Below are 22,429 nucleotides of genomic sequence, written 5' to 3' on the forward strand. Positions count from 1 at the left end.
GACAGTCGCGAAGCGACCGGCGTTGTCCGGGGATTGCACTTGCGTTTGAAGGTCGTGACAATTGCGATGGCTGCCACGCTGGCAGCCCTGCCGGTACAAGCCGCGGCGCCAGAGTTCCGTGGAGCGGATCCGCTCGGTTCGATGCCCCGGATCGACGCGCCGATTGCGTTGATGCTTGATGTCGGCTCAGGGCGCGTGCTTTTCTCGCGCGATCCGCATCGGCGTTTCGTCCCAGCCTCGATCACCAAGATCATGACCAGCTACGTCGCGTTCGACCTGATTTCGAAGGGCAAGCTGCGGCTCGACCAGCGCATCCCGATCCGGCCCGAAACCTTCCGCAAGTGGCGCAATGTCGGCAGCACGATGTTCCTGCCCGCCGAAGCGCAGCCCACGGTGGCGGAACTGATCGAGGGCATCGTCACGGTTTCGGCCAATGATGCCTGCGTCGTGCTGGCCGAGGGGGCAACCGGCTCGGTGCCCGCCTTCACTGCGCTGATGAATCAGGCCGCCGACGAGCTCGGCATGCGCGACAGCCACTTCAACACGCCCAATGGCTGGATGGACGAGGGCCAGACCTACGTTACCGCTGCGGACCTGGCGACGCTGAGCGGCGCGCTGATGACTCGCTTCCCGGACCTGTACCGTCGCTTCTATGGCCATTCGCAGATGACCTGGAACGGCATCACCCAGCCCAACCACAACCCGCTCTACGGCCACACCGAAGGAGCGGACGGCGTGAAGACGGGCTTTACCAACGAGGCGGGCTACGGCTTCGTCGGCTCGGCCCAGCGCAACGGGCGGCGGCTTGTCATGGTGCTTGGCGGCTATGACCGGCCGATTGACCGCACCAACCAGTCACGCGCGTTCATCGAATGGGGCTTTGCCGCCTGGGATGCCAAACCTATCTATCGCAAAGGCTCTGCCCTTGGCTCGGCGGCGGTGCAGGGTGGCGAAGCTCGCCAGGTATCGCTTGTTGCGCCTCACGACCTGAGCGTGACCATGCCCAAGGGCGCGGCGAGCAAGTACAGGCTGTCGGTGCGCTACAAGGGTCCGTTGAAGGCGCCCATCCGCAAGGGTGAAACCGTGGCGAGCCTCCTCGTTCGCGTGCCCGGAGAGCCGGTTCATGTCCTGCCGCTCGCCGCCGGTGAGGATGTGGCACGCGGCGGTGTTCTGGCCCGCCTGCGCAATGGTGCAATGGGGCTGGTCGGCCTGTGAGCGCTGCACCGGGCCGCTTCATTGCGCTTGAAGGCGGCGAGGGCGTTGGCAAGTCGACGCAGGGGCGGATGCTTGCTGAAGCCTTGCGAGCGCGCGGGCTGGAAGTCGTGACGACGCGCGAACCGGGTGGGACTGCGGGCGCCGAGGCGATCCGCACCATGCTGCTCACCACCGAGGGGGAGGGGTGGGGCGCCCGCGCCGAGGCCCTGCTCTTCGCCGCGGCCCGTGCCGATCACGTCGAGAAACTCATCCGGCCTGCCATCGCGCGCGGGGCGTGGGTGATCTGTGACCGCTTCGTCGACAGCAGCCGTGCCTATCAGGGCGGTGGCGGCGGGCTCTCCGACACTGACGTTCTTGACCTGCACCGCATCGGCAGCGAGGGCCTCTTGCCGGACCTTACGGTCCTGCTCACCGTACGCCCGGAAGTGTCGGCACAGCGTCTCGCCATGCGTGATGGTGGCGCGGGTGATCGCATCGAGAGCCGCGGTGCGGCCTATCATGCCCGTGTGGCCGAGGCTTTCCGCGCCTTTGCCGCGCAAGACCCGGACCGCTTTGCAGTGATTGATGCCGAGGGATCGCCCGCTGACGTGCATTCGAGGATCATGGCCCGTATCGCAGGCTTTCTCACATGAGCGAGCGCATGATTGGCCATGACGAAGCCTGGCGCATCTGGCGCGCGGCCATTGCCGGCGAACGCATGCACCATGGCTGGATTCTCGCCGGGCGCGAGGGCCTCGGCAAGGCCAGCTTCGCTCGTGCGACTGCCGCAGAGCTTGTTGCCGAACCCGGAGTGCCGCAACCGCCGGTCGAGGCGCATCCCGACATTCTGACGCTCTTCCCGCTCCCCGCCAATGACGACGAGGCCAAGAAGCGCGACGAGGGCAAGCCCTATCAGTTGAAGCGCAGCATCTCTGTCGATCAGGTCCGCGCGCTGCAGCGGCGCCTCACGACCCGCCCAACACTGGGGCGGCGGCGTGCGGTGATCATCGATTCGGCTGACCTGCTTGAGAAGAGCGCGGTGAACGCATTGCTCAAGAGCCTTGAAGAACCGCCCGTCGGCACCTTCTTCCTGCTCGTCGTCCACGCTCTCGGCCGCTTGCTGCCGACAGTCCGGTCACGCTGCACCGTGGTGCGGTTCCATCCACTTTCGGCAAGCGACGTTTCGCGCGCCCTAGATCATGCAGCACCAGAACTCGATGCCGAGACCCGCAAGGGCGCATTGGCGGTCGCGGGAGGATCGCCCGGCGCGGCCCTGGCCTTCGCGGCGCAGGACCTGGGCAAGGCGCAGGCGCTGTTCGCCCGGATCGTCGAACATGGGGATCCTGACCTCTCGCTACGTGGCGCCTTGGCCGGGGCGCTCGGCGCGCGACCGGACCGTGAAAGGATCGCCGCCGCCATAGAAGCTGCGCGGATGACCGTGGTCGGCGCGCTCGATCGTGTCGACGATGCTGCCAAGGTGCGGCTTGTCGAAGTCCATGCCCGCCTTGTCCGGCTTGCCGGCGAAGCGCCGATCTACAACTTTGATCCATCGATGCTGACCATGGAAATCGGCTCCTTGCTGGCATCGGCCGCGCCGACTAGGGAAGGGCCGCGATAAGCCACCGGATTCCCTTTCAGAAAGCGACTGGCCCAATGGGCGAACCCTTCTACATCACCACCGCCATTTCCTACCCCAACGGGAAGCCGCACATCGGCCATGCCTACGAAGCGATTGCGGCTGACGTGATCGCGCGGTTCCAGCGGGCCATGGGGCGCGACGTGCGCTTCCAGACGGGCACGGACGAACACGGCCTGAAGATGGCGCAGAAGGCGCGCGAGCTGGGCATAACGCCGCGCGAACTTTCAGACGAAATGTCCTCGTATTTCATAAAGATGTGCGATGAGCTTAACGTTTCGTACGACGTCTTTATCCGGACAACAGAAGAACGCCATCACGCCTCGACCCAAGAACTCTGGCGGCGCATGGAAGCCAGCGGCGATCTCTACCTTGATCGCTACGAAGGCTGGTACTCGGTCCGCGACGAAGCGTTCTATGATGAAAGTGAACTGGTGGCCGGGGAAGGGGGCGAGAAGCTCTCGCCGCAGGGAACACCGGTAGAGTGGACCGTCGAGGAATCCTGGTTCTTCCGCCTCTCGAAGTATGCCGAGCCTCTCCTGAAGCTCTACAACGAGAACCCGCAGTTCATCCAGCCCGACAGCCGCCGCAACGAGGTGATGCGCTTCGTCGAAGGCGGTCTGCGCGATCTCTCGGTCTCGCGCACCAGCTTCGACTGGGGCGTGAAGGTGCCGGGCAGCGACGGCCACGTCATGTACGTGTGGGTCGATGCGCTGACGAACTACATCACCGGGCTCGGGTTTCCCGATGAATCCGGCGACTTTGCAAGGTATTGGCCAGCGAACCTCCACCTGATCGGCAAGGACATCGTCCGCTTTCACACGGTCTACTGGCCGGCGTTCCTGATGAGCGCGAACATCGCCCTGCCCAAGCAGGTCTTCGGGCATGGCTTCCTGCTCAATCGCGGGCAGAAGGAATCCAAGTCGCTCGGCAACGTCACCGATCCGCTGGAACTGGCGGAGCGTTTTGGCGTCGATCCGCTGCGTTATTTCCTCATGCGCGAAGTCGCCTTCGGGCAGGACGGGTCGTACTCCCCGGAAGCGATTGTCACGCGCTGCAATGCAGAGTTGGCAAACAGCTACGGCAATCTTGTCCAGCGAACACTGTCCATGATTTTCAAGAACATGGACGGGACACTTGAGAAGTTTGCAAGCTCCGAGGCCGACGATGCGCTGCTCGCCACCGTGTTCACAGCCTGCCGGGACGAACTGCCGCGCGAGTTCGAGGCACTGAACTTCTCTGCAGGTATCGATGCGTGGATGCGCGCGGTCTTCGCATGCAATGCCTACGTTGACGAGCAGGCCCCCTGGGCCCTGCGCAAGACCGATCCGGAACGAATGAAGGCGGTGCTGCTTACCCTGTTCATGGCCATCAGGGATCTGACAATCGCGATTGCGCCGGTGGTGCCCGCCGCTGCTGCCAAGGTCCTCGACCAGCTCGGCGTACCCGGCGACGCTCGCACCTTTGCAGCCCTGACCGATGCCGACTGGTATCTGGCGCGCGTGGCTACCGGTGAAAAGCTCGCGCAGCCGGTGCCGGCGTTCCCGCGCCTCGAAATGCCCGAGGAGCCTGCCTCGGCATGATGCTGATCGATTCGCACTGCCATCTCAACTACAAGGGTCTGGTCGAAGATCAGGCCCAGGTTCTCGGGCGTGCGCGCGAAACCGGCGTACGCGGCTTTCTCAACATCTCGACCCGCCAGCGCGAGTGGGCCGATATCGTCGCCACGGCTGAGCGCGAAAGCGATGTCTGGGCGAGCATCGGCATCCATCCGCACGAGGCTGATGGTCATGCAGATCTGGGCGAGGCTGCGCTGCTGGAAGCCGCCGCGCACCCGCGGGTCATCGGCATTGGCGAAACCGGGCTGGATTACTATTACGACCATTCGGACCGGCAGGTGCAGCAGGACCTGTTCCGGGTCCACATCCGCGTGGCCCGCGAAACCGGCCTGCCACTCATCGTCCACACGCGCGATGCGGAAGACGACACGACGCGGATCATCGAGGAAGAAATGGGGAAGGGAGCCTTCCCCGCATTGATCCACTGCTTCACCGCATCCGCGCCGTTTGCTGCCAGGATGCTGGAACTGGGCCTGTCAATCTCGCTTTCCGGCATCGTGACGTTCAAGAATGCCAAGGACTTGCAAGCGATTGCCGCCGAACTGCCTGAAGATCGAATCCTGGTCGAAACCGACGCGCCGTTCTTGGCGCCGGTGCCGCACCGGGGCAAGACCTGCGAACCGGCGTTCGTGTCGGACACTTGCGCCTTCGTCGCTGGCCTGCGTGGAACCTCGCAGGAAGCCCTTGCGGATCGCACCGGCGCCAATTTCTTCAAGCTGTTCAGCAAGGCCAGCCTGTGAAGCTGACGATCCTCGGCTCCGGCACGTCGACGGGCGTGCCGCGCATCGGCAACGATTGGGGCGATTGCGATCCGAACGAGCCGAGAAACCGGCGCACCCGGGTTGCCATCATGATCGAAGGCTTTGACGGCAGTCGCCTGCTGGTCGACACCCCGACGGACCTGCGGCAGCAGTTTCTCAGTTGCGGCATCGATCGCGTTGATGGGGTACTGTGGACTCACGACCACGCCGACCACTGCCATGGGATCGATGACCTCAGGCCGCTCCGTTATGGTCGGGCTGGACCCATTCCGGGCTATGCGGCAAGCGAGACTGTCCGCCGACTGCGCCAACGCTTCGGGTATGTGTTCGCCGGGCAGCACGGTTATCATACCATTGTAGAGCTGGACAATCTCGACCGTGTCAGGATGTTGTGCGGCATTGGCATCGGTCATTGCCAGATGCCGCACGGTCCGGCGCAGTCCACCGCGTTTCGCTTTGATCAGGGCGGAAAAACAATTGGTTATGCCACAGACTTCAGCGAAATTACGAATGAAATGATCGACCTGTTCTACAAGGTCGACGTTCTGGTCGTCGATTGCCTCAGGCGGCAGCCGCATCCGACGCATTCGCATCTGGGCATGGCGCTCGAACTGATCGAAGCCACAAGAGCAGGACACGGCATCCTGACGCATCTCGACAAGTCGATGGATTACCGGACATTGTGCGCCGAAACTCCGGACCATGTCGAACCTGCGTACGACGGGCTCGAAGTAACCCTCTAGGCGGTGCTATATGGACAGTCACGATATGGTGCGCATCATCGGCATTTCCATGGCGCTTGTCTTGGCCGTCGCCAACTTCAAGGGCCGTGAGATCGGACTTTCTGACGGCTTGAGAATGGCCGCTTTATGGGCCTTTCTGTTTATCGTCGTGGCTCTGGTATTCTCCGTACTGGGATGGTGACGACGCGCTCCTCTCCGCGCTTAGTTTACATAATCATTATTATCAAATCTGATTTGGCCGGTTGGATCGACACCCTAACTCCGGTCAACCGAACCGGGAAAATACGATGAGCGCAGCTTCCACGCCCAATCTCTCGCGGCTCCTAGCCATCATGGCCCGCTTGCGAGACCCGGCGCGCGGTTGCGAATGGGATTGCGCGCAGACTTTCGCGACGATCGCGCCGTACACTATCGAGGAAGCTTACGAAGTCGAAGATGCCATCGCCCGCAACGACATGGCCGCGCTGAAGGAAGAACTTGGCGACCTGCTGCTTCAGGTCGTGTTCCATGCGCGCATGGCCGAAGAACTCGGCCTGTTCTCGTTCGATGACGTGGCCGAAGCCATTTCCGCGAAAATGGAAGCACGCCATCCTCATGTGTTTGGCAACGAGGCTGACGAAGGCCAGTCGCGTGAGGACCGCTGGGAGACCGCCAAGGCCGCTGAACGCAGGTCAAAGGGGGCGAACAGTGCCATGGACGGCGTAGCGCTGGCGCTTCCGGCGCTGATGCGGGCCGAAAAGCTCCAGAAGCGCGCTGTCAGGCAAGGCTTCGATTGGCCCGATCCATCCGGCGCAACTGCCAAGGTTTATGAAGAGATACAAGAGCTTGCAGAAGCTTCCTCAGACTCTGAGCGCGTTGCGGAAGCCGGTGACCTGCTTTTTGCGGCGGTCAACCTTGTGCGCAAGCACGGCGTCGCGCCGGAAGAAGCGCTGCGCCAAGCTAACGCCAAGTTCGAGCGGCGCTTCAGGGGCATGGAGCAACTGGCCGAGGGCCGCTTTGCGCAGCTGACCCTCGACCAGCAGGAAGAGCTTTGGCAGGCAGTGAAAGCGTCAGAGCGCAGTGAAACGGCCTAGCTCACGCTGGGTCAACCGCACCTTGATGCGCAGCGCCGGATCGCCACCCGCAGTTTCCGCCTCGGCTTCCTCCAGGATATCGCCGTGGGCGTGCAGCCAGGCAATGCGCTGACCGTCTGACAAAGGAATCGTAAACTCCAGCATCTGCGCCCCGCCGGTGAGCATCTGGCCCAGCTGCTCGAGCAGCTCATCCACACCCGCGCCGGTCAAGGCCGAGATCGGCACCACCGGAACTTCGGCAATGCGCGCGGCAATGAGGTCCCGGCGCATCGCCTGCTCTTCGGCAGTCAGCAGGTCCCACTTGTTCCACGCCTCGACAATCGGGATCTTCGAGCCCCCTTCCCCGATCACATCAAGGTCGGCGAGGATCTGTTCGACTTCAGCCTTCTGATCCGCCGTCGCGGGATTGGAAACGTCGCGCACGTGCACGATCACGTCCGCCGCCGTGACTTCCTCGAGCGTGGCGCGGAAGGCCGCGACCAGTTGCGTCGGCAGCTCGGAAATGAAGCCTACGGTGTCCGACAGGATGGCCTTCTCGACGCCCGGCAGCCGGATTGCCCGCATCGTCGGATCAAGCGTGGCGAACAGGAGATCTTCCGCCATGACGTCAGCGCCTGTCAGGCGGTTGAACAGCGTGGACTTGCCGGCATTGGTGTATCCCACCAGAGCAATCACCGGCCAGGGCGCTCGCTGCCGCCGTTCGCGGTGGAGGCCGCGCGTGCGCCGGACCTGTTCCAGTTCCTTGCGCAGCCGCGCCATGCGTCCGCGGATCTGGCGACGGTCCGCCTCGATCTGGGTCTCGCCCGGGCCACCAAGGAAGCCGAAGCCACCGCGCTGACGCTCAAGGTGTGTCCATGATCGCACCAGTCGCCCGGCCTGATAATCGAGATGCGCCAGTTCGACCTGCAGCCGCCCCTCGGCGGTTGCCGCACGCTCGCCGAAGATCTCGAGGATCAGGCCGGTCCGGTCGATGACCTTGCGCTTGAGTTTTTCCTCAAGGTTACGCTGCTGGATTGCCGACAGCGAGCCGTCGACGATGACCAGTTCGGCGTCTGACTGGTTGCAGGCCACGCCGATGCGTTCCACCTGCCCCTCACCGAACAGGGTGGCGGGGCGGACGGCGCGGATCGGCAGAATGAAGGCATCGACCACTTCGATGCCGATGGCGCGGGCGAGGCCCTGCCCTTCTTCGAGGCGGCTTTCCGCATCCGAGCCGAGCCCCCCTCCCCGTTGCTTGATATCGGGGAGGACGACAACGGCGCGCGCGCCACGGGTGACTTCACCGGCTATTTCGCCGGTGTTGTTGCCAAATTCAAAAGTACTCAGGAATCCTCCCCATCCCAGTCGCCGGTGAGATCAACATGACCGGCAGGCTGAATTGTCGAAACGGCATGCTTGTAGGCGAGCTGTACGTAACCCTCGCGCTCGAGCAGCATGCAGAAGAGATCATAGGACGCGACCTTGCCCTGCAGCATGACGCCGTTCACGAGGAACATCGTCACCTGCACGCCGGAATCGCGCACGCTGGACAGGAACACTTCCTGCAGCAAGCGGGCCTTCTTGCCGTTTTCCTCACCACCCGTCTGGAAGTGCGCAACCGAAAGCTGCTGCCCGGGCATGATCGTCGAGATCGCGTGCTTGTAGACCAGCTGCGACTGGCCATCGCGGCGCAGCAGGATCGAGAAGTTGTCGAACCACGTGACGATGCCCTGCAGCTTGACACCCTTCACGAGGAACATCGTGACAGGGATCTTGTTCTTGCGCAGGTGGTTGAGGAAAAGGTCCTGAAGGTTCTGCCCCTTACCTCCGCTCGGGCCGGTTACCGGTGCCGAAGCTTCCGCGACTGGAGCGGGTTCGGGCTTGGGCCGAGGGCGGGCAGACAAGGTCTTTCCGGTCATTTCACGTGACTCCGTTTTCTATTGGCTCAGCCCTGCGGGGGCCTTCGCGATCTGGCCTTCGTGCTGATCGCACTCTGGCCGGGTTCATTGACGAGTTTATGTCCCCCCGCGCGCTCCGTAAACATGGGAAATTGCACAGGGTTCCGAATTAATGCGTATTCACACGCGAGAAATCAATCGGTCGCGCGATTATTCGTCGTCCTCATCCTCCCGACGCTCCGCCATTCCCAACAGCTTGAGCTTGCGGTGCAGGGCCGAGCGTTCCATGCCGATGAAGCTCGCAGTCTTTGAAATGTTTCCGGAAAACCGCCTTATCTGGACCTTCAGATACTCGCGTTCGAAATTCTCCCGCGCCTCGCGCAGTGGCACGCCCATCAGGGCAGAACCTGCAGACTCTCCGCCCATCGGAGTGCTGACGATCTCTGACGGCAACATGTCCGAGTCGATCCGCGCCAACCGGTCACGCGGTGCCAGAATCACCGTCCGTTCGACAACGTTGCGAAGCTGGCGCACGTTGCCGGGCCAGTCATAGCTTTGCAGGGCCGCCATCGCCTCGGGCGAGATTGCAGGCGGCGCTACGCCCTGTTCGCTAGCGTACCGGGCGAAGAAGTGGTCCACCAACGGCGGAATGTCGTCGCGCCGGTCGATCAGCGACGGAATGGCAACCGGCACCACGTTCAGCCGGTAATAGAGGTCTTCGCGGAACCGCCTTTCGGCGATCTCCTTTTCCAGCGGGCGCGACGAGGACGACACTACGCGGACGTCCACCCGCAGCTGGCGGTGGCCGCCGACCCTTGCAAAGGACTGCTCGGTCAGCACGCGCAGGATACGCGCCTGGCTGGAGGCGGGCATGTCGGACACTTCGTCCAGGAAGAGCGTTCCCCCGTCTGCCATCTCGAGCAACCCCGCCCTCACCAGCTTGCCGTCGATTTCCTCTCCGAACAGCTCCTGTTCAAAGCGCTCGGGCGTGATGCGGGCGGAATTGACGGTGATGAACGGGCTCTGCGCCCGCGGGCTCCAGGAATGGAGCAGGCGCGCCGCAACTTCCTTGCCGGAACCGGCCGGGCCGGTAATCAGCAGGCGGCTACCGGTGTTGGCAACGCGCTTGAGTGTCGCGCGCACCTGGTTGATCGCCGAACTGTTGCCGGTGAACTCCTCGGCCATGGCAAAACCCTGGCGCAGGCGGGCGTTCTCACGGCGCAGGCGCTCGGTCTCGGTCGCCCGTTCCACCAGCAGCAACAGACGCTCGGCCTCGAAGGGCTTTTCGAGAAAATCCATGGCCCCGCGGCTGATCGCGGAAACGGCTGTGTCAATGTTGCCATGCCCTGAGAAGATGATGACGGGCAGCTCTGGCTCGCGCTTCTTGATCTCGTCGAGGACTTCCAGTCCATCCATCGGGCTGCCGTGCAGCCAGACGTCCAGCAGTACAAGGCTGGGCCGACGCTCGTCGATCGCGGCAAGTGCCGAGGTGCTGTCCGCCGCAAGTCTGCAGCCATAGCCTTCGTCGGAGAGAACGCCTGCGACCAGTTCGCGGATGTCGCGTTCGTCGTCTACGATGAGGATATCGAGTGCCATTGCTTGGGTCCTGTCAGTCCTGTTCGGCCATTGCGCTTGATGTGGAAAGCGGGTCGCGGGCAAAGCGCATGGTCACGCGTGTCCCTCCGCCCGGCTCGGGGGTGAAGGCCATTTCGCCGCCGTGCTCCTCGACGATCTTGTGAACGATGGCGAGGCCCAGGCCAGTGCCCTTCTCCCGGGTGGTCATGTACGGTTCGAGAATGCGCTCGCGCTCCGCTGGAAGCCCGATGCCATTGTCGGTGACGCTGACGGTCACCGTGTCGTGGTCGCCGGCCAGGGTCACCGCCACGCGCCCACGGTAATCGACGTCCTCGCTCTTTGCCCGCGTTTCAATGGCTTCGACGGCATTTTTCAGAACATTGGTCATCACCTGACCAAACTGATGGCGATCGCACTGCAACGGCATCGACGCGGCATCGCAGGCGAAGCTGAAATCGATCCCGGTATGCGCCACTTCCTGCAGGAACAGGGATTGCCTGACGAGGTCGCTGGCGTCCTCGGCCCGGAAGACAGGCTTGGGCAGCCGGGCGAACGAGGAAAATTCGTCCACCATCTTCCTCAGATCGCCGACCTGCCTGATTATGGTGCTGGTCAATTCCTCGAACAATTCGGGATCATTCTCGATCTGGCGGCCATAACGGCGGCGCAGACGTTCGGTGGCCAGCTGGATCGGTGTCAGCGGGTTCTTGATCTCGTGGGCGATGCGGCGGGCCACGTCCGACCAAGCCGCGCGACGCTGATCGAGCAGTTGCCGGGTAATGTCCTCAAAAGTGATGACGTGACCGTTGCTGTCCTGCACGACGCGCACCGCCAGCGTGCGCAGGTCACCATCGAGCGGATACTGGATCACGTTGTTGGGCTGGCCCGAGTTCACGAGCTGCGCAAAAACCGGTGAAACTTCCGCGAGGGGACGGCCGATCGGGTTCTGGGCCGCGTCCGCAAGAAGCACGCGCTGTGCAGAAGAGTTGATCAACTGAACCGCGCCATCGCGCCCGATTGACACGATACCCGCCGTGATCGATTCCAGAACGGCCTCGATGAACGCGCGTCGCACCTCGAGCTGCGCATTGGCGGTAACGAGAGCTTGCGTCTGGCCTTCGAGCTGCTGGGTCATGCGATTGAAGGCACGCGCCAGCAGCCCGACCTCATCGGTCCCGCTGCTCTGCGCCACGCGCATCGAGAAATTTCCGCTACCGATGGTTCGGGCTGCGGAAACCAGTTCGGCAAGCGGTGCCACCTGCCTGTCGGCAAAGCGCAGAGCTGCCCATACCGCAACCCCTACCAGTGCGAGGCTGACACCGAACAGGGCGAGGTTGAAGCGCAACTGCAGTGCCCTCGCCCGCGTCGTCAGCATGTCGTAGGACTTGAGCACGGTCTGCGCCCGCTCCCACTGCTGGAGCGCAAGTGCGTTCGACGTCCGCGCGGCAAAGAGATAGATGCCTCGGGCCTTGTCGATGGGCGTTACCGCTTCGATCCGTTCGGCCGATGCGCGGACGACCACGGCTTCGCCGGCATCGAGACGTTTCAGATCCGCCTGCGTCACGCGCTGCTGGCGGTCGGTCTTTTCGGGATCTACTATGGCGGCAGTGCGAAGCGTGCCGTCGCCTGCGCGTTCGAGGATCGCGGACTCGTTGAGCTGGCGACTGAGAACCTGGAAGGAGTACCCTTCGGCAAATTCGGTTGAGGTGATCGGCGCCTGGTCGAGGTAATCGCGAATGTCACCAGCCATGGTGACCGTTTCGTTGCCGACGTCGCGCAGCTTGTCCTCGTAATAGCCCCGCGCGAGCTTGTTTGCATTCTCCAGCATTCCGCGGGAATTGTCAGAGAACCAGAATTCGACGCCGGACTGGAACAGGAAAGAGGCGAAGATCACGACCAGAAGCGTCGGGATTGCTGCGATCAGCGAGAACAACCAGACCAGGCGGACGTGGAGGCGCCCGCTCGATCCAAGCACGCTTTGCGCGGCGCGTCTGATTGCCAGTCTCCGGCCCCACAGTATCTGGAGGGCCATGGCCGGGACAAGCGTTCCGATCAGAAGACTCGACGTGAGGCGCGAAGGCAGGATCTGGCCTTCGCTGCCGCTGCCGGTGACCGTCAGCCAGCTGACTGCCAGCATCAGCGCAAGGACCGTAGAGGCCGCCACTTCGAGCAGGAAGAACACGTTTGCGCGGCGCAGGCCGACGGCCATTCGCCGCACCCATCGCGGCATCCTGCGGACCGTGACTCTAGACTCCTGCATCATCGTTGCATGGTCACAACACCACTGTTGCAGAAATGCAAGAGGAAACCGACGAGTGTCTGGCGGTGGACGACAAGTGTCGCAGCCATCAGTCGCGCAGGGCGAAGTCCTCCGCAATAATGCCAAGCTCGGACAGCCGCTTTCGCAACGTATTGCGATTTATGCCGAGGATCTGGGCAGCGCGCAGCTGGTTGCCACCGGTCTGGCTGAGGATCGCTGCAAACAGTGGGCGTTCGAATGCGGCGAGCGCTGCGTCATAGACGTCTCCCGGTGCCGGACTGTTGCTCGAAAGCCAATGCTTTACAGCCACGGCGATGTCGCTTTGAGCAGATTCGGTCGTGTGCTGCAGTTCCTGAGCCGGAGAGCTGCCTTCAGCGTGAACAAGCAAGGGTTCGATTGCAGTGGCGTCGATGATCTCGTCGCGTGCCAGCAGGGCGAGCCGATAGATGAAGTTGCGCAGTTCGCGCACGTTGCCCCGCCACGGCTGGCGCGACAGAAGCTCGGCGCCGGACTGGGTCAACTGGCGGCGAGGCAGGCCTTCGGCTGCGGCATTCGCCAGAAAATGGCGGGCGAGAGCCTCGATGTCGTCTGCCCGGTCTCGCAACGGTGGCAGCTCGATCGGCACCACGGCCAGGCGATAGTAAAGGTCTTCGCGGAACGTCCCTGCGGCAATCATCGGCAGGAGATCGCGATTGGTGGCGGCGACGATCCGGCAATCCAGTGTGATCTCGTCACGCCCGCCAACGCGACGGATCCGTCCAGACTGCAAGGCGCGCAGCAGGCGCGTCTGGGCCTGCATGGGCATGTCGCCGATTTCATCGAGGAACAATGTGCCACCGCTCGCCTGTTCGAACTTGCCGATCGAGCGGGCAACTGCGCCCGTGAATGCACCTTTCTCGTGGCCGAACAGCTCGCTCTCGATCAGCTCGGCGGGGATGGCAGCGGTATTGACGGCCACGAAGGGCCCGGACCGGCGGTTGCCGAGCTGGTGGATCGCTTCAGCCACAAGCTCCTTGCCCGTCCCGGATTCGCCCAGGATCAGCACGGTCAGATCGTTGCGCAAGACCCGCGTTATCATGCGGTAGACCGCCTGCATTGCGGCGCTACGGCCAACCAGCGGAAGGCCCTGCGTGACGTCCTGCGGCACGTCGATCTCGGCGGCTTCGGCCTTGCCGATGGCCTGCGTGACCGTGCGGACCAGTTCCTCAAGGTCGAAGGGCTTGGGGAAGTATTCGAACGCTCCGGTCTCGCTGGCGCGCACCGCCGTATCCAGCGTGTTCTGCGCTGAAAGGATAATGATCGGCATGGAGGGATGTGCATCGCGCACCGATCCCAGCGTTTCGATCCCGTCGCCGTCGGTCAGCATCACGTCGGTCAGCAACAGGCGATAGTCAGCGCCCGCAAGATGCCGGTCACGCGCAGCGACCGAATCGCAGTGATCGACGTCGAAGCCTTCGGCTTCAAGGGCAGCAGTGATGACGAGGGCGATCGACGCGTCGTCTTCGACCAGAAGAACGCGCTTGGTCATCAGGGCACCGATCCGGCAACGGGGAGGTGAATACGGAAGTGGGTGAGGCCGTTGGCCTCGTCCCGGTCATGCGTGATGCGCCCGTTCATTTCACGCACCAGCTTCTGGACCAGCGCAAGGCCAAGGCCCTGCCCGCTCTTCTTGCCGGTCACGAACGGTTCGAAGATGTGATCGCGCAGCTTGGGGTCGATGCCCGGGCCATTGTCTGACACGCGCAGCTCGATCGGCAGGCGCAACGGCTTTCCGCCCGGCCCGACATGCAGCTGGATGCCGCTGGCAAAGCGCGTACGCACCGAAATTCGCGGCTGCAGCTGGTGCTGGCAGGCTTCCCGCGCGTTGCTCAACAGGTTGAGCAGGACCTGCACCAGCGAATCCGCATTGGCTGTCACCGGGGGAAGCGATGGGTCGAACTCCTCCTCGATCACCACGTTCGAAGGGTGCCCGGCCACCAGCACCGCCTCGGCGCGCCGAACGGCCTCATGCAGGTTGCACTCCTGCGCCGGCTCGGCACTGCGCCGCGACAGCGACTGCATCTGGTCGATCAGCTTGGCAATCCGGTCGACCTCGGCCGTGATCAGCCCGGTCATTGCCCGGTCGCGTTCGCTCAGCTTGCGGTCGAGCAGCTGCGCCGCGCCTCGGATGCCGGCAAGCGGGTTCTTGATCTCGTGCGCCAGCACTTCCGGCGCACGCAGGGCCACGCCCTCGCCGCCGCCCGCGCCTCGCCCGTCGCCGGTCAGCGCCTCGACGCCGACGCCTTCGTGCAGCATCAGCAATTGCCAGCCCGGACAATGGGTCACCGGGCTCGTCATCACGTCGAACGTGCGCACCGGCTGCCCCATGATCCGCACGCCCACGCCGCGTGCAAACAGGTTCGCCTCGCCATCGGCCAGACGCCCGAGGATCAGCGGTTCCTCGAATTCGAACAGTTCCGCCACGGACTTGCCGACCAGGCGCCGGTAGCTCTGGCCCATCAGTTGCTCGGCGGCGGGGTTTACCGAAGCCACCACCAGCTCCGGATCGAGCTGCAACAGGGCGAGCGGCAGGCTGGCGACGACGCGCTTGGGATCGGGCTTCTGCCCGGGCTCGGTCCCGCGCCAGTCGGGCAGCAAGCTCATGCCGCCGCGCGCTGCCCCACCTGTGCCGAAAGGCTGTGCTCGATCGCGCGCTTGTAGAAATCGGCCAGGTTGGCGAGCACCGCCTTGGGGTCGTCGATGAAGTTGACCTTGTTGCGGAAATCGGCCGAACCGTGGAGGCCCTTGGTGTACCACCCGATGTGCTTGCGGGCCATGTTGACCCCGGTGACCGTCCCGTAGTGCTCCTGCATCGCCTCGTAGTGTTCGACGATCAGCGCATACTGTTCGGGGAGAGTTGGATCGGCCCGGCGCTCGCCCGTCTCCAGCCAGTGCATGACCTGGCCGAGCAGCCAAGGCCGCCCGTAGGACCCGCGCCCGATCATCACGCCATCGGCACCGCTCTGTTCGATCGCAGTGGCAACGTCCTCGATCCCGCAGATATCCCCATTGACGATGACCGGGATCGACACCGCGTCCTTCACGCTGCGCACGAAACCCCAGTCGGCATTGCCCTTGTACATCTGGTTGCGGGTGCGGCCGTGGACCGTGATCATCTTCGCACCGATGTCTTCGGCAATCCGCGCGAGTTCGGGCGCGTTGAGGCTGTCATGGCACCAACCCATGCGCATCTTCACGGTCACCGGCACCTTCACCGCCTTGACCGTTGCCTCGATCAGGCGTGTGGCGAGCGGGATGTCACGCATGAGTGCGGAACCGGCATCGCCGTTCACCACCTTGCGCACCGGGCAGCCCATGTTGATGTCGATGATCGCCGCGCCCTGCTGCTCGACCAGCTTCGCCGCTTCGGCCATCTGCGCCGGGTCACAGCCGACCAGCTGCATCGAAACCGGCTCTTCCATCGGATGCCAGGCTGCCTTCTGGATCGACTGGCGCGTCTCGCGGATGGCAGCCGGGCTGGCGATCATCTCGGTCACGTTGAGACCCGAGCCGAAGCGACGCACGATCGTGCGGAACGGCAGGTCCGAAACCCCGGTCATCGGTGCGAGCACGACCGGGCAATCGACCGTTACAGGGCCGACCTTGATGGGCTTGAGCACGGGCGGGACGGGAGCGTCGGACATCGGGATCAAATCTGCCTAAAAAACAGGCAGGCGCTTAGTCGATTACAGGTGAAACGGCAAGACGGTTGCTCATCCGCCCCAAGCGCTGGTAGAGGCGCCGCGAATGAGCGATCCCCTTCCCTCCCGCACCGGGCCGGTTGCCGCCGTCGTCGTGGCCGCGGGCAAGGGCTCGCGCACCGGCGGCAGCGTGCCCAAGCAGTTCGTCACATGGCGCGGAAAGCCTCTCGTCCGCCATTCGGTCGAAGCACTGGTGGAAGCGGGCATCGCCCCGATCGTCGTCGCCATACCACAGGGCTTTGAGGCCGAGGCGGCGCAGGCGCTTTCGGGCCTTCCCGGCATCAGCTTCACGCACGGGGGCGCCACGCGGCAGGAATCCGTCCGCCTCGCCCTGGAAACACTGCAGCACGACGCGCCCGCGCGCGTGCTGATCCACGACGCGGCACGCCCAGCTCTGCCACAGGCCGTGATCGCTTCACTTCTAGGCACTCTCGACCGTGGCCTCGCCGCGATCCCGGTCCTCCCCGTGGTCGACAGCATGATCCGCGGTATCGACCACGCGATGGCGCAAAAGGTCGTGCGCGAGGAACTCTACCGCGTCCAGACCCCGCAGGCCTTCGACTACGCCGCAATCCTCGCCGCGCACCAGGCGTGGACCGGCGAGCCCGACGCGGGCGACGATGCACAGGTTGCCGCCTCAGCCGGCATTAATGTGCTGCTTGCCAATGGCGACGAAGTTCTGCGCAAGATCACATTCGCCGCCGACCTTGAGGAACAGGACATGACCCGATTGCCCCGCACCGGCATGGGCTTTGACGTGCATCGCCTGGTCGAGGGCGAGGAGCTTTGGCTCTGTGGCGTGAAGATCGCGCACAGCAAGGGGCTGTCCGGCCATTCGGACGCCGACGTTGCAATCCATGCACTGGTCGATGCGCTGCTGGGCGCCGTGGCCATGGGCGATATCGGCGATCACTTCCCGCCATCCGACCCGCAGTGGAAAGGCGCATCGTCCGACCGCTTCCTCGCGCACGCTGCACGTCTCGTCCGGGAAGGCGGGTACGAGATCGGCAACCTGGATGTCACGATTATCTGCGAGGCCCCGAAGATCGGGCCGCACAAGTTCGCGATGCGCGAGGCGCTTGCCCGGATTCTCGGGATTGACTCAAGTGCCGTCTCGGTCAAGGCGACGACTACGGAACGCCTTGGCCTTACCGGCCGGGGCGAAGGTATCGCGGCACAAGCGGTGGCGACGGTCGTCCCCCGCTGATCCGCAGGAGCAAAGACGTTATGGTCTCTTCCCGTATTCTTTTCGGCGCGCTTGCAGGTGCAGCGCTCATGCAGGCCCAGATGGCGCAGGCCGCAACAGCAACGGCGCCTTGTCTCAGTGAAAGCGAAGTGACCGCGCTGGTCGGCTACGCCCTGCCCTCGGTCATCGACGGCACGATGAAGGGCTGCAAGCCGCACCTTGCCGCAAATGGCTACTTCGCCACCCGGGGCAGCGAATTCCTGAACCGCTATGCCGCGCGCAAGGATCAGAACTGGCCGCTCGCCAAATCCGCATTCCTCAAGCTTGGCGGTTCGAAGGACGCCAAGATGGCGGACATGATGCAGAACCTGCCCGACAACGCCATTCAGCCCTTCGTCGAGGCGATGGTCAGCGAAATGGTCAGCGGCGAGATCAAGCCCGATCAGTGCACTGCTATCGAACGCGGCGTGCGCATTCTCTCGCCCCTTCCGCCGGAAAACACGGCAGAGCTGGTGACCTTCATCCTGGTCATGGCGGACAAGCCGAAGCCCGGCAAAGCCTCGTCGTTCCCGATCTGCAAGCCGGCGGCCTGATCAATGCCGATGGAAAGCCTGCTTCCTGAAGAGATTGGCGATCTTGCACGTCGCGTGATTGCCGAGAATGCCGCTCTCGGTCGCAAGGTCGCGGTAGCCGAAAGCTGCACCGGCGGGCTTGTTGCTGCGGCCCTTACCGAAGTCCCCGGCAGCTCCGCCGTGCTCGATCGCGGCTTCGTGACCTATTCGAACGAGGCCAAGAACCAGCTTCTCGGCGTCTCGGAAGATCTCATCGATACCTTCGGTGCAGTTTCGATCGCCGTCGCGTGGTCGATGGCGCAAGGGGCGCTCAAGAAGTCCGGGGCCGATGTCGCCGTGGCCATCACGGGCGTGGCCGGGCCGGATGGTGGTTCGGAACAGAAGCCGGTCGGCACCGTCGTCTTTGCCTGCGCCAAGCGCGGCGAGGACCCCGAAGCAACCAACGCGGAGCTCAAACTGTTCGACAGCGCCAGCACGCGCGCCGAAGTGCGCTTTCAGGCGACGCTCACCGCGCTGGAACTCTTGCTGCCGTAAAGCTGCTCGGCCCTCTTCTCGAACGCGGCGACCATCTTGCGGAACGCGGCGTCGAGATACTGCCCGGCGAGCTTTTCGAAGATCGCGCTGCGGAACGTGAAATCGACGCAGAAGTCGATCACGCACCCCCCGTCGGGCCCTTCCCGGAACGTCCAGTCGTTCTCGAGCCGCTTGAGCGGGCCGTCAATGTACTCGACCTTGATCGACCGCGGTCGGTCCTTGACCACGCGCGAGGTGAACTTCTCGCGCAGTGCACTGAAGCCTACGAGCATGTCGGCGATCATCTCGCTTTCGCTATCGGACTTGATCCGGGTGGCGACCACCCACGGCAGGAACTCCGCATAACGACGCACGTCGGCAACAAGGTCGAACATCTGTTCGGCCGACCATTGCAGCGTCCGGGTTTCGGTAATCCTGGGCAAGTCAGGCCTACATTCCGACCTTGGCAGCAGCCTTGGCCAACTGGGCATCGCGCGCGGCGCGCATCGCGCGGAAATCGTCGCCTGCGTGATAGCTGGAACGGGTCAGCGGGCTCGCCGCAACCTGCAGGAAGCCCTTGGCGCGCGCGATCGAGCCATACGCCTCGAATGCCTTCGGCGTAACAAAATCGATCACCTTGGCGTGCTTCGGCGTCGGCTGCAGATATTGTCCCATGGTCAGGAAGTCGATCTGCGCTGAACGCATGTCGTCCATGACCTGGTGAACCTCGAGGCGCTCTTCACCAAGGCCCAGCATGATCCCCGACTTGGTGAAGATGCGCGGATCGTGGCGCTTGACCTGCTCGAGCAGACGCAATGACGCATAATAGCGCGCGCCTGGACGGATCGTCGGATAGAGGCGGGGGACCGTCTCGAGATTGTGATTGTAGACGTCCGGCCCCGCCTCGACGATCGATTCGACGGCCGCTTCCATCTTGTTGCGGAAATCGGGCGTCAGGATCTCGATCGTGGTGTTGGGTGTGAGCTCGCGCAGAGCCTTGATCACCTTGACGAAGTGGCCGGCACCGCCGTCGGGCAGGTCGTCCCGGTCGACCGAGGTGATGACGATGTGCTCAAGCCCCATCTTCGCCGCAGCCGTCGCCACGTTCATCGGCTCCATCGGATCGACAGCGCGCGGCATCCCGGTCTTCACGTTGCAGAACGCACAGGCGCGGGTGCAGACCTCGCCGAGAATCATCACCGTGGCGTGCTTCTTGGTCCAGCATTCGCCGATGTTCGGGCAGGCCGCTTCCTCGCACACGGTGTTCAGCCCGAGTTCGCGCATGAGGGCGCGAGTCTCGCCATAGCCCTTGCTGGTCGGAGCCTTGACGCGGATCCAGTCGGGCTTGCGCTGGCGTTCGGGGCGGAGATTCTGGGCCGGTTCGGTCATGGCGCCCAGATAAGCCGTTACGCCAGCACTTGAAAGACCCAATCTATGTGGTCATTAGCTCAGGCCATGACCCAGGCATCTCCCGAACTCGACCGCCTCATTGCAGGCTATCGCCGCTTCCGCGAAAGCGGCTGGACCCCGAAACTTGAGCGTTGGCGCGAACTGCGCGAGGGTCAGGAACCGCAGGTGATGATCATTGCCTGCTCCGATAGCCGGGTCGATCCGGCACAGATCTTCGATGTCGATCCGGGCGAAATCTTCGTGGTCCGCAACGTGGCGGCTATGGTGCCTCCGTTCGAAACCAATCCCGGCCATCACGGCGTTTCGGCGGCGCTGGAATTCGCGGTACAGGTGCTGAAGGTCAAGGAAGTCGTGGTCATGGGCCACGGCATGTGCGGCGGCTGCAAGGCGGCCCTGACACAGAGCCTCAAGGGCACTGAGCCGGGTGAAGGCGGCTTTGTGGCTGACTGGATTTCACTGCTCGACGATGCACGAGAGGACGTCGTCTCGCACTTCGGGACCGAAGGACATGAAGCCGAGCGGGCGATGGAGCAGGCCGGCGTTCGTGCCAGCCTTGCCAACCTGCGCACATTCCCGTGCGTTCGCCGCAAGGAGGCGAGCGGCGAGCTCAAGCTTCGCGGTGCATTCTTCGCGATTTCAGACGGCGTGCTGCATGTGCTGGACGAACCCAGCGGAGCATTCGCTCCGGTCAACTGACCACGGCAATCGTTCCAGAAGCAAAAAAGGGCGGCCTGCGAAGGCCGCCCTTTTCGTTTGCCAGAAGCCTCAGGCTTACTTTGCCTGGGTGTTGGCGAAAGCCAGCCACAGGCGGCCGAGCGTTGCACGGGCGCCGCCGACTTGGGCAAAGGTCGCCTTCGCATCGGCGAACTTGTCCTGGTCGAGCTGGGCGATACCCAGACGGGTCAGGGCACGGTCCTTGTCGATGCCACCCTTTTCGATGGCCATCTTGTAGAACTCTTCCGCCTTGGCGGCTTCGTCGTACGAAAGGTACGCATCGGCCATGGCCATCGGGCTCTTGCCGTCCTTGGCAGCGCGGGCTTCCTTGTCCAGCGCCGGGAGCGAGGCCTTGTCAGGCGCGATGCGACCCTTGGCCTGCGAGATGGCGTCCGTGACGAAAGCATCGTTCGCCTTCAGCACGCCGGCCTGCACGCCCATGTTGGCAACCTTCAGCACTTCGCCCGGCAGACGACGCGGGTCAGCTGCTTCGATGTACTCGACGTATTCGCGCTCGACGTACTTAGCATCGTTCTGGAAACCGCCCGAACGCATCAGCAGACGGCCGAGGTCCAGCGACTCCTGGTTGGTGAACTGGCTGAACTCGCGAACCAGCTGGCCCGCACCGAGCCAGTTCAGCGGGGTCGGGTTGTTTTCCACCATCAGCGTCGACCATTCGATCGCCTGCGGCCCGAGCTTGTTCTTGTAGGCAATCAGGTTTGCACGCTTGAACCAGCCTTCGGGCACTTCGGCACCGGCCGCCTTGCGCGCATCCAGTGCCATCTTCAGCGCGGTCAGCGCTTCAGCGTTCTGGCCCTGCTGCGAGTACGAGTCCGCCAGCAGCTCGGCTGCCGTATCGTCCTTGTAGTTCGCTTGGACAACCGGGGTCAGCGCCTTGACGGCGGTGGCGTAGTCCTTGTTCGAATAGGCGAAGTTGCCGAGGTAGAACTGGTACTCGGTCACGTTCGCCGCCGGAACCTGCCCGCTGTCGAGCATGTTCTGGATGCCGCGCTGGCGCATCGCGATGTCGTTCAGCGTACCGCCGATGCTGACAGCCCAGCCGCCTGCCGCCATGCGGTCGAGCGGTGTCTTGATCGCAGCTTCGGCAGCAGCGAGTTCAGCCGGAGCGTTGGCCAGCAGCGCCTTCTGCGCAGCGGCATCGGCACCCTTCTTCTTGGCTTCATCAAGCGCGGTCACGGTCTTCTGGATCGGGCCGGCAGCGGCCACGAATTCCTTCGAGTAGCTGGCCTTCTCGGCCTTGGCTTCCTTTTCCTTGGCGAATGCCGCGGTCGACGTGACCGACAGTGCGCCGGCCGAAAGCGCGAGGGCCATCGCCGTCTTGCCAATCAGTCCGAAAGTAGCACGCATAGAAATCGTCTCCTGTTCGACCGGATGCGTCTGGCGGGAGCGACCCTGCCCCGACACCTTCGCACCCCGGTGTCCTCTCACCTCTGGTCGATCCCGCTAGTGGCGCGGAATTGGGCCCTTGGCAACGGCTTGCGCACTATCCTTTTCACGGTGAACGCCATTTGAATGGCGTCTCGTCCGAATATTCA

22 protein-coding genes are annotated in these 22,429 nt (G+C 63.6%); 12 read left to right on the top strand and 10 right to left on the bottom strand.

Annotated elements, in window-relative coordinates:
• The first annotated feature begins 54 nt into the window (after window positions 1-54).
• The 8 genes from AC3WLM_RS01060 to mazG all read left to right on the top strand — a co-directional run bounded on the left by AC3WLM_RS01060 (window position 55) and on the right by mazG (window position 7,026).
• The gene (locus AC3WLM_RS01060; protein WP_236727072.1) at window positions 55-1,215 is read left to right on the top strand and encodes a D-alanyl-D-alanine carboxypeptidase family protein; all 1,161 of its coding nucleotides are present in this window, start codon (window positions 55-57) and stop codon (window positions 1,213-1,215) included.
• On the top strand, window positions 1,212-1,847 hold the full coding sequence (gene tmk, locus AC3WLM_RS01065) for a dTMP kinase (protein WP_492476342.1): 636 nt from the start codon (window positions 1,212-1,214) through the stop codon (window positions 1,845-1,847). The genes AC3WLM_RS01060 and tmk overlap by 4 nt, the downstream gene beginning before the upstream one ends.
• Complete coding sequence (locus AC3WLM_RS01070) at window positions 1,844-2,812, top strand: DNA polymerase III delta subunit-related protein (RefSeq protein WP_492476343.1); 969 nt, start codon at window positions 1,844-1,846, stop codon at window positions 2,810-2,812. The genes tmk and AC3WLM_RS01070 overlap by 4 nt, the downstream gene beginning before the upstream one ends.
• 35 nt (window positions 2,813-2,847) lie before the next feature.
• Window positions 2,848-4,413, top strand: coding sequence for a methionine--tRNA ligase (metG, locus tag AC3WLM_RS01075; protein ID WP_492476344.1), 1,566 nt, complete (start codon window positions 2,848-2,850; stop codon window positions 4,411-4,413).
• Window positions 4,413-5,189 (top strand): TatD family hydrolase, encoded by a 777-nt coding sequence (locus tag AC3WLM_RS01080; protein ID WP_492478077.1) that lies wholly within the window; start codon window positions 4,413-4,415, stop codon window positions 5,187-5,189. The genes metG and AC3WLM_RS01080 overlap by 1 nt, the downstream gene beginning before the upstream one ends.
• Complete coding sequence (locus tag AC3WLM_RS01085) at window positions 5,186-5,953, top strand: MBL fold metallo-hydrolase (protein WP_492476345.1); 768 nt, start codon at window positions 5,186-5,188, stop codon at window positions 5,951-5,953. Before AC3WLM_RS01080 ends, AC3WLM_RS01085 begins: the two co-directional genes overlap by 4 nt.
• Before the next feature lie 10 nt (window positions 5,954-5,963).
• Window positions 5,964-6,134: a hypothetical protein gene (locus AC3WLM_RS01090; protein WP_492476346.1), complete on the top strand. Its 171-nt coding sequence runs from the start codon at window positions 5,964-5,966 to the stop codon at window positions 6,132-6,134.
• Between the two features lie 106 nt (window positions 6,135-6,240).
• Window positions 6,241-7,026 carry a nucleoside triphosphate pyrophosphohydrolase gene (mazG, locus tag AC3WLM_RS01095; protein ID WP_492476347.1) on the top strand — a complete coding sequence of 262 codons (786 nt, stop codon included), beginning with the start codon at window positions 6,241-6,243 and terminating at the stop codon, window positions 7,024-7,026.
• Here mazG and hflX read toward each other — a convergent pair.
• The 7 genes from hflX to dusB form a co-directional block, all read right to left on the bottom strand.
• Window positions 7,003-8,352, bottom strand: coding sequence for a GTPase HflX (hflX, locus tag AC3WLM_RS01100; protein ID WP_492478078.1), 1,350 nt, complete (start codon window positions 8,350-8,352; stop codon window positions 7,003-7,005). The genes mazG and hflX overlap by 24 nt on opposite strands.
• Complete coding sequence (gene hfq / locus AC3WLM_RS01105; protein WP_082013224.1) at window positions 8,349-8,924, bottom strand: RNA chaperone Hfq; 576 nt, start codon at window positions 8,922-8,924, stop codon at window positions 8,349-8,351. Before hfq ends, hflX begins: the two co-directional genes overlap by 4 nt.
• A 189-nt stretch (window positions 8,925-9,113) precedes the next feature.
• A complete protein-coding gene (gene ntrX / locus AC3WLM_RS01110; protein ID WP_062348433.1) occupies window positions 9,114-10,499 on the bottom strand; it encodes a nitrogen assimilation response regulator NtrX in 1,386 nt (461 codons plus the stop codon).
• Window positions 10,500-10,512: 13 nt separating this feature from the next.
• On the bottom strand, window positions 10,513-12,687 hold the full coding sequence (locus AC3WLM_RS01115; RefSeq protein ID WP_062348434.1) for a sensor histidine kinase: 2,175 nt from the start codon (window positions 12,685-12,687) through the stop codon (window positions 10,513-10,515).
• Between the two features lie 139 nt (window positions 12,688-12,826).
• Window positions 12,827-14,266 (bottom strand): sigma-54-dependent transcriptional regulator, encoded by a 1,440-nt coding sequence (locus AC3WLM_RS01120; protein WP_492476348.1) that lies wholly within the window; start codon window positions 14,264-14,266, stop codon window positions 12,827-12,829.
• The gene (locus AC3WLM_RS01125; RefSeq protein ID WP_492476349.1) at window positions 14,266-15,381 is read right to left on the bottom strand and encodes a two-component system sensor histidine kinase NtrB; all 1,116 of its coding nucleotides are present in this window, start codon (window positions 15,379-15,381) and stop codon (window positions 14,266-14,268) included. The genes AC3WLM_RS01120 and AC3WLM_RS01125 overlap by 1 nt, the downstream gene beginning before the upstream one ends.
• Window positions 15,378-16,421, bottom strand: a complete 1,044-nt coding sequence (gene dusB, locus AC3WLM_RS01130) for a tRNA dihydrouridine synthase DusB (protein ID WP_492476350.1) — start codon at window positions 16,419-16,421, stop codon at window positions 15,378-15,380. The genes AC3WLM_RS01125 and dusB overlap by 4 nt, the downstream gene beginning before the upstream one ends.
• Before the next feature lie 103 nt (window positions 16,422-16,524).
• On the opposite strand from dusB, the gene AC3WLM_RS01135 reads away from it, so the two are divergent.
• From AC3WLM_RS01135 to AC3WLM_RS01145, 3 genes are read left to right on the top strand one after another with little or no spacing between them, the layout of a single operon-like run.
• Entirely contained in the window at window positions 16,525-17,685 is a 1,161-nt protein-coding gene (locus tag AC3WLM_RS01135; RefSeq protein WP_052241858.1) for a bifunctional 2-C-methyl-D-erythritol 4-phosphate cytidylyltransferase/2-C-methyl-D-erythritol 2,4-cyclodiphosphate synthase, read from the top strand.
• A 20-nt stretch (window positions 17,686-17,705) separates the two neighbouring features.
• A complete protein-coding gene (locus AC3WLM_RS01140) occupies window positions 17,706-18,257 on the top strand; it encodes a hypothetical protein (RefSeq protein ID WP_156452232.1) in 552 nt (183 codons plus the stop codon).
• A 9-nt stretch (window positions 18,258-18,266) separates the two neighbouring features.
• The gene (locus AC3WLM_RS01145) at window positions 18,267-18,770 is read left to right on the top strand and encodes a CinA family protein (protein WP_156135681.1); all 504 of its coding nucleotides are present in this window, start codon (window positions 18,267-18,269) and stop codon (window positions 18,768-18,770) included.
• Here the strand turns inward: AC3WLM_RS01145 and AC3WLM_RS01150 are convergent.
• Together AC3WLM_RS01150 and lipA are read right to left on the bottom strand one after the other, a co-directional pair.
• Entirely contained in the window at window positions 18,731-19,192 is a 462-nt protein-coding gene (locus AC3WLM_RS01150) for a type II toxin-antitoxin system RatA family toxin (protein WP_062348447.1), read from the bottom strand. The two genes, AC3WLM_RS01145 and AC3WLM_RS01150, sit on opposite strands and share 40 nt — an antisense overlap.
• A 7-nt stretch (window positions 19,193-19,199) precedes the next feature.
• Window positions 19,200-20,138: a lipoyl synthase gene (gene lipA / locus AC3WLM_RS01155; RefSeq protein ID WP_039331029.1), complete on the bottom strand. Its 939-nt coding sequence runs from the start codon at window positions 20,136-20,138 to the stop codon at window positions 19,200-19,202.
• Between the two features lie 66 nt (window positions 20,139-20,204).
• Between lipA and AC3WLM_RS01160 the strand changes: the two genes are divergently transcribed.
• The gene (locus AC3WLM_RS01160) at window positions 20,205-20,855 is read left to right on the top strand and encodes a carbonic anhydrase (protein ID WP_039331031.1); all 651 of its coding nucleotides are present in this window, start codon (window positions 20,205-20,207) and stop codon (window positions 20,853-20,855) included.
• Window positions 20,856-20,930: 75 nt separating this feature from the next.
• Here the strand turns inward: AC3WLM_RS01160 and AC3WLM_RS01165 are convergent, their stop codons facing one another.
• A complete protein-coding gene (locus AC3WLM_RS01165; RefSeq protein WP_492476351.1) occupies window positions 20,931-22,241 on the bottom strand; it encodes a tetratricopeptide repeat protein in 1,311 nt (436 codons plus the stop codon).
• Between the last annotated feature and the right edge of the window lie 188 nt (window positions 22,242-22,429).

This window comes from Novosphingobium sp. FW305-C-30-35, from assembly GCF_058783135.1.

Coding starts and splice junctions, on each gene's coding strand:
- AC3WLM_RS01090 (WP_492476346.1), top strand. CDS start 5,964: ATGGACAGTCACGATATGGTGCGCATCATCGGCATTTCCATGGCGCTT.
- AC3WLM_RS01160 (WP_039331031.1), top strand. CDS start 20,205: ATGACCCAGGCATCTCCCGAACTCGACCGCCTCATTGCAGGCTATCGC.
- AC3WLM_RS01125 (WP_492476349.1), bottom strand. CDS start 15,381: ATGAGCTTGCTGCCCGACTGGCGCGGGACCGAGCCCGGGCAGAAGCCC.
- AC3WLM_RS01120 (WP_492476348.1), bottom strand. CDS start 14,266: ATGACCAAGCGCGTTCTTCTGGTCGAAGACGACGCGTCGATCGCCCTC.
- AC3WLM_RS01080 (WP_492478077.1), top strand. CDS start 4,413: ATGCTGATCGATTCGCACTGCCATCTCAACTACAAGGGTCTGGTCGAA.
- AC3WLM_RS01165 (WP_492476351.1), bottom strand. CDS start 22,241: ATGCGTGCTACTTTCGGACTGATTGGCAAGACGGCGATGGCCCTCGCG.
- AC3WLM_RS01115 (WP_062348434.1), bottom strand. CDS start 12,687: ATGGCCGTCGGCCTGCGCCGCGCAAACGTGTTCTTCCTGCTCGAAGTG.
- AC3WLM_RS01140 (WP_156452232.1), top strand. CDS start 17,706: ATGGTCTCTTCCCGTATTCTTTTCGGCGCGCTTGCAGGTGCAGCGCTC.
- ntrX (WP_062348433.1), bottom strand. CDS start 10,499: ATGGCACTCGATATCCTCATCGTAGACGACGAACGCGACATCCGCGAA.
- hfq (WP_082013224.1), bottom strand. CDS start 8,924: ATGACCGGAAAGACCTTGTCTGCCCGCCCTCGGCCCAAGCCCGAACCC.
- AC3WLM_RS01135 (WP_052241858.1), top strand. CDS start 16,525: ATGAGCGATCCCCTTCCCTCCCGCACCGGGCCGGTTGCCGCCGTCGTC.
- lipA (WP_039331029.1), bottom strand. CDS start 20,138: ATGACCGAACCGGCCCAGAATCTCCGCCCCGAACGCCAGCGCAAGCCC.
- AC3WLM_RS01145 (WP_156135681.1), top strand. CDS start 18,267: ATGGAAAGCCTGCTTCCTGAAGAGATTGGCGATCTTGCACGTCGCGTG.
- metG (WP_492476344.1), top strand. CDS start 2,848: ATGGGCGAACCCTTCTACATCACCACCGCCATTTCCTACCCCAACGGG.
- AC3WLM_RS01070 (WP_492476343.1), top strand. CDS start 1,844: ATGAGCGAGCGCATGATTGGCCATGACGAAGCCTGGCGCATCTGGCGC.
- dusB (WP_492476350.1), bottom strand. CDS start 16,421: ATGTCCGACGCTCCCGTCCCGCCCGTGCTCAAGCCCATCAAGGTCGGC.
- mazG (WP_492476347.1), top strand. CDS start 6,241: ATGAGCGCAGCTTCCACGCCCAATCTCTCGCGGCTCCTAGCCATCATG.